This window comes from Traorella sp. mt218, assembly GCF_055420025.1.
Window position 1 is genome coordinate 1 of the sequence record NZ_JBVAYM010000037.1, and the last position, 10,458, is coordinate 10,458.

General features: G+C 40.3%; 14 protein-coding genes. 13 read left to right on the forward strand and 1 reads right to left on the reverse strand.

Annotated elements, in window-relative coordinates; all coding sequences use genetic code 11:
• The 7 genes from yqeH to ACZYT3_RS12240 all read left to right on the forward strand — a co-directional run.
• Positions 1 to 1,073: ribosome biogenesis GTPase YqeH (gene yqeH, locus ACZYT3_RS12210; RefSeq protein WP_464088844.1), on the forward strand; the 1,073-nt coding region annotated here is incomplete at its 5' end.
• Positions 1,074 to 1,358 (forward strand): YhbY family RNA-binding protein, encoded by a 285-nt coding sequence (locus tag ACZYT3_RS12215; protein WP_294561192.1) that lies wholly within the window; start codon positions 1,074 to 1,076, stop codon positions 1,356 to 1,358. It begins immediately after the preceding gene.
• Complete coding sequence (gene nadD, locus ACZYT3_RS12220) at positions 1,346 to 2,371, forward strand: nicotinate (nicotinamide) nucleotide adenylyltransferase (RefSeq protein ID WP_464088845.1); 1,026 nt, start codon at positions 1,346 to 1,348, stop codon at positions 2,369 to 2,371. The genes ACZYT3_RS12215 and nadD overlap by 13 nt, the downstream gene beginning before the upstream one ends.
• Positions 2,368 to 2,697, forward strand: a complete 330-nt coding sequence (gene rsfS / locus ACZYT3_RS12225; protein ID WP_294561194.1) for a ribosome silencing factor — start codon at positions 2,368 to 2,370, stop codon at positions 2,695 to 2,697. Before nadD ends, rsfS begins: the two co-directional genes overlap by 4 nt.
• A complete protein-coding gene (locus ACZYT3_RS12230) occupies positions 2,698 to 3,399 on the forward strand; it encodes a class I SAM-dependent DNA methyltransferase (RefSeq protein WP_464088846.1) in 702 nt (233 codons plus the stop codon).
• The gene (locus ACZYT3_RS12235) at positions 3,396 to 4,082 is read left to right on the forward strand and encodes a 5'-methylthioadenosine/adenosylhomocysteine nucleosidase (RefSeq protein ID WP_294561196.1); all 687 of its coding nucleotides are present in this window, start codon (positions 3,396 to 3,398) and stop codon (positions 4,080 to 4,082) included. The genes ACZYT3_RS12230 and ACZYT3_RS12235 overlap by 4 nt, the downstream gene beginning before the upstream one ends.
• A gap of 87 nt (positions 4,083 to 4,169) precedes the next feature.
• Positions 4,170 to 4,880, forward strand: coding sequence for a B3/B4 domain-containing protein (locus ACZYT3_RS12240; RefSeq protein WP_464088847.1), 711 nt, complete (start codon positions 4,170 to 4,172; stop codon positions 4,878 to 4,880).
• A 37-nt stretch (positions 4,881 to 4,917) separates the two neighbouring features.
• On the opposite strand, the gene ACZYT3_RS12245 is transcribed toward ACZYT3_RS12240, so the two are convergent.
• The gene (locus ACZYT3_RS12245; RefSeq protein WP_464088848.1) at positions 4,918 to 5,430 is read right to left on the reverse strand and encodes a hypothetical protein; all 513 of its coding nucleotides are present in this window, start codon (positions 5,428 to 5,430) and stop codon (positions 4,918 to 4,920) included.
• A gap of 102 nt (positions 5,431 to 5,532) precedes the next feature.
• On the opposite strand from ACZYT3_RS12245, the gene ACZYT3_RS12250 reads away from it, so the two are divergent.
• The 6 genes from ACZYT3_RS12250 (at position 5,533) to ppk1 (ending at position 10,422) form a co-directional block, all read left to right on the forward strand.
• A complete protein-coding gene (locus ACZYT3_RS12250; protein WP_464088849.1) occupies positions 5,533 to 5,985 on the forward strand; it encodes a hypothetical protein in 453 nt (150 codons plus the stop codon).
• On the forward strand, positions 5,982 to 6,488 hold the full coding sequence (locus tag ACZYT3_RS12255) for a DnaD domain-containing protein (protein ID WP_294560979.1): 507 nt from the start codon (positions 5,982 to 5,984) through the stop codon (positions 6,486 to 6,488). Before ACZYT3_RS12250 ends, ACZYT3_RS12255 begins: the two co-directional genes overlap by 4 nt.
• On the forward strand, positions 6,469 to 7,116 hold the full coding sequence (nth, locus tag ACZYT3_RS12260; protein WP_464088850.1) for an endonuclease III: 648 nt from the start codon (positions 6,469 to 6,471) through the stop codon (positions 7,114 to 7,116). The genes ACZYT3_RS12255 and nth overlap by 20 nt, the downstream gene beginning before the upstream one ends.
• 72 nt (positions 7,117 to 7,188) lie before the next feature.
• Positions 7,189 to 7,380 (forward strand): hypothetical protein, encoded by a 192-nt coding sequence (locus ACZYT3_RS12265; RefSeq protein ID WP_294560980.1) that lies wholly within the window; start codon positions 7,189 to 7,191, stop codon positions 7,378 to 7,380.
• A gap of 31 nt (positions 7,381 to 7,411) precedes the next feature.
• Positions 7,412 to 8,308: a Ppx/GppA phosphatase family protein gene (locus ACZYT3_RS12270; RefSeq protein ID WP_464088851.1), complete on the forward strand. Its 897-nt coding sequence runs from the start codon at positions 7,412 to 7,414 to the stop codon at positions 8,306 to 8,308.
• Positions 8,287 to 10,422 (forward strand): polyphosphate kinase 1, encoded by a 2,136-nt coding sequence (gene ppk1, locus ACZYT3_RS12275; RefSeq protein WP_464088852.1) that lies wholly within the window; start codon positions 8,287 to 8,289, stop codon positions 10,420 to 10,422. Before ACZYT3_RS12270 ends, ppk1 begins: the two co-directional genes overlap by 22 nt.
• The last annotated feature ends 36 nt before the right edge of the window (positions 10,423 to 10,458 follow it).

A 10,458-nucleotide genomic window follows, 5' to 3' on the forward strand; every position in this document is an offset into this window, starting at 1 on the left:
GAAAATGTTTAGGATGCGGAGCTGTGCTCCAAAGCGAGGATGCGAATAAAATCGGATATACACCTAAAAGCGATGCCGTGATCTGTCAGCGCTGCTTTCGTTTGACGCATTATAATGATGCCATGGTAAGTTATCGGCAGGGAATCAGTGCGGATAGCGTGCTGCAGGAAGTGAATCAGCTGGATGCTTTGATCTGTTATGTCGTCGATCTGTTTGATTTTGAAGCAGGACTTTTTTCAAGGATCATGGCGCACGGCAGGAATAAAGAAATATTGTTAGTAGGAACGAAACGTGATTTGCTTCCAAAATCGATCGGTTATGAGAAATTATCAAAATTTATCATTCATCGGTGTAAAGAAGAAGGGATCGATCTGAAAGGTGTCGTGATCGTGGAGGATCTGGTTCATCATGCGTATAGTGAAAACAATCCGAGCATTGACAATCTGTTAGAGGCCTTTGCACAGTTGAGAAACGGCAAAGATATCGTGATGATGGGAATGGCCAATGCCGGTAAGAGCACGCTGGTCAATGCGTTGCTGCGGCAATCCAAGATTACGACCAGTCCTCATCCGGGTACGACCTTGGGATTGATTGAAATGGAGTATGAAGATTATAAGATCTATGATACACCGGGTCTTATGGCCAAAGGCAGCGTTTTAACGTATTGTGAAGATAAGGATCTGAAAAAGCTGATTCCACTTAAACCGATCAAACCAACGGTCTATCAGCTAAAAGGCAACCAGTCACTGTCAATTGGCGGTTATGCACGTATCGATCTTTGGGGCTGTGAAGGTGTCAGTGCTACGTGTTATTTTTCCAATGAGATGAAGCTTCATCGCGGAAAATGTGAAAAGGCAGATGAGCTGTGGCAGAATCATCTGGGAAAAGAGCTTTCTCCTACCATTTCAAAAAATATCTCTGATTTAAAGAAGATTACCTATCAGGGAAATATTGACGGTCAGGATATCGTTATTTTCGGATTAGGATTTGTATGCATACGAGGAAAAGTTGATAAAGTAGAAGTGGTCGTGGATGAAAGAGTTTCTGTGACCTTCAGAAAGGCGATGATTTAAATGTTAGACGGAAAAGCAAAAAGTAAATTAAGAGGAATGGCTCAGACGAGAAAGGCCATTGTCATGATCGGTAAGGAGGGAGTCAGCGATACGTTATGTGCAACGCTTTCGGATTCTCTCAAAGCTCATGAATTAGTAAAGATCAGCTGTTTAAAGACATCTCCGATCAGTGTCCGGGAAGCAGCGATCCAATGTGCGAGTGCGACCCATAGTGAGGTCGTGCAGATCATCGGACATACTTTTGTCTTATATCGAAAGAGTGAAAAGAATCTATGTCAGTTGTAAGAATCGGACTTTTGGGCGGATCCTTTGATCCGATCCACCTAGGGCATCTTGCTTTGGCGAAGGCTATCTTGAAGGATGGCTGCTCACAGGTGTGGTTTGTTCCCTGCAGGCTTTCTCCTTTCAAGCAGGAAAAGCCTACTTCTTTTGAAGATCGGACAGCAATGATCCGGCGGGCGATCGCCCCTTATAAAAAAATGAAAGTGTGTACGATCGAAAAAGAATTGCCGATACCGAGTTATACGATACATACGCTTCAAAAACTGAAACAGAGATTTGACTATGAATTTGTCTTTTATATCGGAAATGATCAGGCAAAATTACTGGATAAATGGAAAGATATCGAAGAATGCATGAAGCTGGCAGAATTTCGTGTCTTCAAACGTGACAGCGAAGTGATCGAATGTCCGTATGATCTCAGGGAAGTACCTTTTAAGCGTATTGACATTTCATCGACCCGGGTGCGCGCCGGAGCTTTCCAAGATGTCAGTGAGAGCGTACGCAACTACATTTGGGAACACCGGCTCTATCTGCACGAGTTTGCCCGTCATTCGATGAATGAAAAGCGTTATCTTCACAGCGTCAGTGTTGCCAATGTGTGCAAGGAATTAGCAAGTGTGCATCATCTAAATGAAGAAGATGCCTATGTGATCGGTCTGTTGCATGATATCTGTAAATGCTGGGATGTTGAAAAAAGCGAACGCTTTATGCAGGTATATGAAAAAGATCATCTTGATGAGCCTAAGGCCATCTGGCACGGTTATCTGGCCGATCATTATTTAAAAAGAGTGTTTAAGATAAGAGAAAAGCATATCTTACAAGCGGTGCATCATCATGTCAAAGGGGATTGTGATGATCCTTATGCGCAGATCGTCTATATTGCGGATAAATGTGAACCGCTCAGAGGCTATGATGCCAGCTATGAATTGAATTTAGCAAAAAGAAATTTAGATGCAGCTGTTTCATATGTGAAGCAGATACAAAGCGAATATATAAAAAAGGAGAAGAAAGTATGAACAATGCCTTAAAGGATGTATTGGAAGCCATTGATAAAGCAAAAGGAAGCGATACAGTTGTCTATCGGCTTCATGAGCTGAATCCTTTGATCGATTATGTCGTGATTACCAGTGCGACCAATACCCGCCAGTTGCATTCATTGGCAGATTATGTCAAGGAAAGCCTGTTGGAGCATGGTCATGGTTATCGTCATATCGAAGGCAATGATACGAGCAAGTGGCTTTTAGTAGACAGTGATGATATCGTCATTCATATCTTTGAAGAAAGTGAGCGCGAGGTCTATGGCCTTGAAAAGCTTTATGCCAATTGTGAAAGGGTGATGTAAATGTATCAGATACTCGCCCGCTTTTATGATGCCTTAGTAAAGGATGATGAAGCAACAAAGGATTGGGTTGATTTTATTGAAGACCATGCATCGTTTCATAGCGTATTAGAATATGCCTGCGGCAGTGGTGAAATCACGCTTGCTTTAGCAAGAAAAGGCTATGATGTGAAAGCCGGTGATCTTTCAAGCGAGATGATCGAAATGGCAAAAAAGAAAAAAGATGCCCATCTTGTTGATTTCAGCGTCCATGATATGACAGAACCCCTGGATGTAAAGGCAGACTGTGTGCTTTGTTTATGTGACAGCATGAATTATCTGATTGATGAAAAGGATTTTAAACAGGTACTTCATAATGCCTATATGAATCTGAATGAAGGGGGTACGTTTATCTTCGATGTTCATTCCTTAGACCGTTTAAAAGAATTTGAGGATGAATTTTATGAAGAAGGCATGATTGATGGCTGTGGTTATGAATGGAGCATCGAATCACACGAAGATTGTATTTATCAGAATTTTGTCTTCTTTGATCAAGAAGCCCATCCCAGTTATGAACAGCATATCCAGCGTGTCTATGATCCTCATGTGATCACCCAGTGGTGTGAAGAAGCCGGTTTTAAGGTTAGCGTTTATACCGATTTTAAAAAGCAGGGGATCCATGAGGGTGAAAAATATTTTTATGTATGTGAAAGGAAGTCTTTATGATAGCGATTATTAGTGCCATGAACATTGAAAATGAGGCCATCTTAGCCTTATGTCATGATGTAAAGGAAAAAACGATTGCCAATAAAAAGTTTTATGAAGCTGTTTTGGCGGATGAGAAAGTGATCTGTTGTTTGAGCGGATGCGGAAAGGTCAATGCCGCAATTTCTGCAACCTTGCTATTGGAACATTTTCCGATAGATGCAATCTTAAATATCGGAACAGCAGGCGGTCTGAAAGAAGATGAAAATGTATTGGACTGTGTGATCTCTACTTCTGTCGTCGAACATGATTTCGATACTTCAGTTTTGGATGGAGAAAGTGGCAAAGGGGCTTTCTTTGAAGCTGATCCACTGTTGATCAATACCGCTAAGAGCGTAGCGGAAGAAATGAAGATCACTTACCATGCAGGACTTATTGCAAGCGGGGATCAGTTTATCAGCCGTAATGAACAGGTTTCTAAGATATTGCATGATTTCCCGGAAAGCCTTTGTTCTGAAATGGAAGCTGGAGGAATTGCCCACTGTGCCGCCCATTACGGGGTTCCTTTTGTCGTCATTCGTTCATTAAGCGATATTGCTGTGAAGGAGGGCAATGAGATGGATTTTGAGGAATATGCGAAGAAAGCCAGTGAACGCAGCGCAAAATTCTGTGAGAAATGCGTGGCCCGTTATTCTAAAAAATGATATATCACATTTGCTTCAGAAGTGAGATAAAAAGAATAGCTTCGACTGGTTTAAATAGATCATTGAAACTAACGGGAGAAATTTATAATGACAAAGTTTATGATAAAAGATGATTTTTGGGAATTGTTTCCCGAGGCAAAAATAGGGATCATCCTTTGCAAGGATATTAAGAATCAGTATGATCATGATGAGGAATATTATGCAACATTACTTAAGGAATATGGAAAAGAAGGATTAACATATTTAAATCTGCCGGATTTTAGTCAAAATGATGTGATTAGGGTATGGCGAGAGGCTTATCAAAAGTTTAAGACAAAAAAGGGTGCAAGATCTTCCGTTGAAGCCCTGATGAAGAGGGTCAAGAAGGGGGATGGGATCAGAGTGATCAATCCTTTAGTAGATCTTTATAATGCAATTTCTTTAAGATATGCATTACCTTGCGGCGGTGAAGATATCGATAAATTTGAAGGTGATGTCTTATTGACCAAGGCGAAGGGTGATGAAGATTTTGTGACGCTTGGATCAAATGAAGCTGAATCACCATATGAAGGAGAAATCGTATATAAAGATGATGCCGGTGTCATCTGCCGATGCTGGAATTGGCGGGAAGCTGTCCGAACCATGTTGACAGAGGATACTCACAATGCCTTTCTTTGTATCGAATGCGTCGATATGACTCGTATCAATGATTTTGAAAAAGCCTTAAAAGATTTAAGCGAGCTGATTCAGGTGAAATTAGGCGCTCATACAGTGATCAAGATATTGGATAAGGATCATGCGCAGATAGATATAAAATAAATCAATATGAAATAACCCCGTGCATCTGACGGGGTTATTAGTTTTTCTGGGATATATCAAAGAAATGGTTTCTCTCCAGGAAGCTTTCTAAATTTTCAAGGTTTTCTTCCTGATTGATGACATATTCAAAGCTGTCTGTTTTTTCATAGCCGTCTTCAGTCTGGGTAAGGGCTACGATTGCGGGAAATGAACGGATATTAAATGTATTTTGGATCATTTGACGGATATAAGAACGATAGGATTGTTCATATTCGACTTTATAGATATTTTCAAAGGTAATGCCGTTATGTTCATAACTGATTTCCTTTAATAATACTTCATCTAAATAGATGCAGTCATCAGAATCTTTATCGTAGAGAAAAACATAGATCGTATCGCTGTTTGTTTTATCAAAGATACTGTCAATCTGATTATATGGAAAAACCTCATCGTTGACCACGCTGTTGTTGTATTTGTGAAGACGATAATCGGATATGAATTTTGATATGATCAAAAGCAAGGAAAATAAAACGACAAGAATGGCTACGATCTTGAGTATTTTTTTCAACATGTTATCACCGTTGACATTTTATCATATTTTCAATATAAAAAAAAGCCAACGTGTTTTATAAAAAAATGAAATGTGGTAAAATAGGTCATAAGGAGTGAAGCTATGAATATTAAAAAAATTGCTTTAACAGCCGGATTACTTTTTCTCATTGTTTTTTTAATATTTGTGAATATTGGTTTAAATATCAGCGGACCTGCCCGTTATGAAGCAAAAAAGGATGAGGCTGTGCTTACGGTTGTACAAAGGCGTTTTCCTTCTATTCATTCGTTGTATCGTCATAGCTTTCAATATGTGACGTATAGTGCTGTATATGGAGAAAAAGCTTATCTTTTTGATAATGAAGGCGAGCTGGTCATGGAAAAGGATTATGATGATTCTATGATCGAGGATATTCAGGCTCTTGTGGCAGCGGATTATGGTATTGAAGATGCATCGGTGAATATCGGCTATGGCTATGATAATATGGTATTTGCGGTAGAGGAAGGGGATCTGATGGTCTATTATGATTATGATACCTATGAGATCGTTTATTATCTTAGGAGAAATTTGATATGAAACAGTGGTATGAAAAGAAATATTTTAATCGGATGTACTGGATCTTTGAGGAAATGGAGAATTTGAATCTGACCCATACCCAGCTTTGTTTGATCCTGTTAGTCCAATATCTTAATGAAACACATTCGCTCATCAGTTTTGATGTGTTGAAAAATAAGCTGAATAAAAGCGAGGAGGAGATTGATGATCTGTTGGATCAGCTGCATCAAAAAGGTTATCTGCAGATCGATGTCACTCCGCAGGGCTTTGATATCAATATCGATGGGTTGTTTCAGATGGAGAATGAGCTTCATTTTGAGAAGAATATCTTTGATTTATTTGAAAGTGAGTTTAAACGTCCACTGAGTCCTTATGAGCTTCAAAGGATCAGTGATTGGCTGAATACCTATGATGAAAGATCGATCACCTTTGCATTGCGTGATGCAAGCATGCGAAATATATTAAATTTTGATTATATCAATCGTATTTTGGAGAATGGTGCCCATGAAGAAGATAAGCAGTGATGAACTATTAGATCAATTAGAAATCATGTTTCCTGAAGCTCATTGTGAGCTTGAACATGCATCGACCTTTCAGCTTTTGATTGCGGTCATCCTTTCAGCACAGACGACCGATGCCAGTGTGAATAAGGTGACTCCGGCTTTATTTGAAAAATATCCGACAGCAAAGGAATTGGCATGTGCAGATTTAAAGGATGTGGAAGCACTGATTCACAATATTGGCTTATACCGCAATAAGGCAAAAAACATCATTGCCTGTGCCAAAGAGCTTGTTGAGAGGTTTGATGGAGAAGTACCTTCCAGCATGAAACAGCTGACTTCGCTCAGCGGTGTAGGACGGAAGACGGCAAACGTCGTTATGAGCGTTGCGTTTGACATACCGGCACTTGCCGTGGATACGCATGTTGAAAGGATCAGCAAGCGTCTGGGACTGGCAAAGCCACAGGATAGCGTATTGCAGGTGGAACAGAAGCTAAAGCGTAAGCTGGATAGAAAAAGATGGAATCGTGCACATCATCTCTTTATTTTCTTTGGCAGATATTTTTGTACGGCAAAGAATCCAAGATGCAGTGAATGTCCGTTTATTGATATATGTCGTGAGAAAAATAAAAATCTTGGACATAATAAGTAATGATTTTACATGAATGTGATAGCAGATTTTACATTGCTTCCTTTATCATATACATCATGTATGGGAGGAAATATGGGCGTTAAGACTGTTGTCGTGAAATATTCGCCAAAGGCTGAGAAGATGGCGAAAAGAATTGAAGATAAGATCAACGAGATGGAAGCGCTGGGTTATGAGTTCATTACTTTTTCAATAAATGGAAGCGCAAAAGCGATTTTAATTTTCAAAGATCGTTTAGAAGAAACTGAGAAACAGCAGGAGGCTTAAACGACTGCTGCTTTTTTGACAGGAGGGCAAGATGAAAGAAGCAGTGATTGACATTGGATCAAACTCAATGCGACTGACCGTATATGAGGTTGAAGAAAAAAGCTTTAAGATATTGTTTAAAGAGAAGTTTATGGCTGCTCTTGCGGGATATGTGGAGAGCGGATGCATCAGTGAGGCAGGGATTTTGCGGGCCTGCACGGGACTTTTGGAGTTTAAGAATACATTAAGATTGCTTTCCTTAGATGAGCATGTCCATGTTTTCGCAACAGCTTCCCTGCGGAATATCGTCAATACAGATGATGCCCTGGCTCAAATTAAAATGAGGACAGGCTTTGATATTGATGTCATTACCGGGGAGGAAGAAACCGTTTTGGGTTATGTAGGTGTCATGCATGAAATCGAGGCTTCTGAAGGAGTGTTTATTGATATCGGGGGAGCCAGTACCGAAATCGCAATATTTGACGATCATGAGCTGCTTTTTTCAAATAGCTTCCGAATCGGTTCATTAAAGCTGTATAAGGACTGTGTCAAGAAGATTTTACCGGGCAAGGGTTCATTAAAGAGAATTGAAAAAGAGATCGATGAAGCGATTCCTTCTGATTTTGATGATTTCGGCAAGAAGGAACAGCTTATTTGTACAGGCGGAACGGCAAGATCTGTTTTGAAATTTGCGAAATTTCTGCAACTTGTATCAGATGATGAGCAATTGCTTTCATATGAGCATTTAAAGAAGCTCAAGGAGCTGTTTCTAGGTGATGAAAAGAAGGCTGCAAATGTGATTCTGAAGGTGGATCCGGAACGTATCCATACGATCATTCCCGGATTTATGATTCTTTATGATATTGCGGATCGCTTTCAGGTGGAGAAGCTTATGATTTGTAATTATGGTGTCAGGGAGGGATATCTTTGTCAAAGGATTCTAAGATAATGCAAGATTATTTATATACGCAAAATAGAGAATTAAGCTGGCTGCGGTTTAATCAGCGTGTATTGGAGGAAGCGATGGATGAGAGCGTACCGGCTTTGGAAAGATTGAAATTTATTTCTATTTTTTCAACGAACTTAGACGAGTTTTTCATGATTCGGGTAGGCAGTCTTTTTGATATTGCTTCGGCAAAGGTGGACGATATTGACAATAAGACCGGATGGAGCGCTGAGGAACAGCTGCATCATATCTATCAGACGATTCCGGGACTGATTGAAAGAAAGACCAATATCTATGCTTCTGTCTGTGAAGCACTTTTACAAAATGAAATCAAAGATGTTTCCTATAAAGAATTAAATGTCAGTGAAGCGAAGTTTGTGAAGCATTATTTTAATGAGAGGATCTTGCCGATCCTTTCACCGCAGATCGTAGATAATCGTCATCCAAAGCCTCATTTTCGTAATAAGCAGCTGTATGTCGCATCGCTTGTCAAGGGAAAGGATAATAAGAAATCAATGGCGTTCATACCGGTTCCTTCCTTGTTGCCGCAAGTGATCATGCTGCCGGATGAAAAACGCTTCATTCGAATCGAAGAGATTCTTTTAAAAATGGCCTCTACGCTTTATGGTCAATATAAGGAAATCGAATCCTGCATCCTATGTGTGACAAGAAATGCGGATGTCAGCTTTGATCCGGAAAAATTTGAAGATGCCGATACGGATTTCCGTACTTATATGAAAAAGATTTTGAAAAAGAGATCGAGCCTTGCGATCGTACGCCTGGAATTGAGCCAGAAAGTATCCAACGCTTTTTCAAAAGAGCTATTGAAGATCATTGATGTAGAAAACCGGCAGATTTATGTAGATACGACACCATTGAACATGAAGTATGTTTTTGAGCTGATCAAAAAGCTTCCGGATAAGATCAAAGATTTGCTTTGTTATACGCCTTATGTGCCGCGATGGCCCAATGATCTTGATAAAAATATCTCGATGATCGAACAGATACGTAAATCAGATAAACTGCTGTTCTTTCCTTTTGATTCGGTAGATCCGTTTATCCATCTATTGAATGAGGCAGCTGACAGAGAAGATGTCGTTTCAATCAAGATCACGATTTATCGTCTGGCTTCTTCTTCAAAAATCATTCGTGCCTTATGCCGGGCTGCTGAAAACGGTAAAGAGGTCGTTGCTTTGATGGAGCTGCGAGCCCGCTTTGATGAAGAAAACAATATTGCATGGTCAGCTATGCTGGAGGAAGCCGGCTGCAAGGTCATTTATGGTTTTGAAAACTATAAGTGTCACAGCAAGATCTGTTTGATCACGCTTCGACAAAAGGGTAAATTCCGTTTTATTACCCAGATCGGTACTGGAAATTATAATGAGAAAACAAATGCCATGTACACGGATCTCAGTTTGATGAGTGCCAGTGAAGAAATAGGAACGGATGCGAGCGTCTTTTTCAGAAATATGATGACTGAAAATCTTGAGGGTGAATATCGTGAGCTTTTAGTGGCACCCTTAGGTATCAAATCAGCGTTGATCCGCCTGATCGATGAAGAGATTGCGAAAGGGGAAGAGGGCTATATCTGCATCAAGGTGAACTCGATCACGGAAAGGGATATGATCGATAAGCTGGAGGAGGCAAGCCGGGCAGGTGTGGACGTCCAGCTGATCGTGCGCGGTATCTGTTGTATTCGTCCGGGAATTATCGGACATACGGATCATATCGTGGTAAACAGTATCGTCGGACGTTTTTTGGAGCATGCCCGTATCTACTGCTTCGGTAAAAATGACAAGATGAAGCTCTATATTTCTTCGGCTGATCTGATGACACGTAATCTGCGTCATCGTGTGGAGATCGCTGCTCCTGTTTATGATGAGGATATCCGAGAAATGATCCTGCGTATCCTTCAGACACAGCTTTCAGATACTGCCAAGGCTTCCTTGTTGCAGCCGGATGGCTCTTATGTACGTAAAAATAAAGCAGGGACAGCTTTGATCGACAGCCAGCAGGCATTCATGGATGAAAGCTTGCATAAACAGGTTGTCATAAAACCTGTAAAGAAAGATCTGAAGCATTTTTTGAGAGAATTATTATTGCGCAACAGAAAGTGATGAATCACCAGCAGGACTGGTGATTCTTTTATTCTT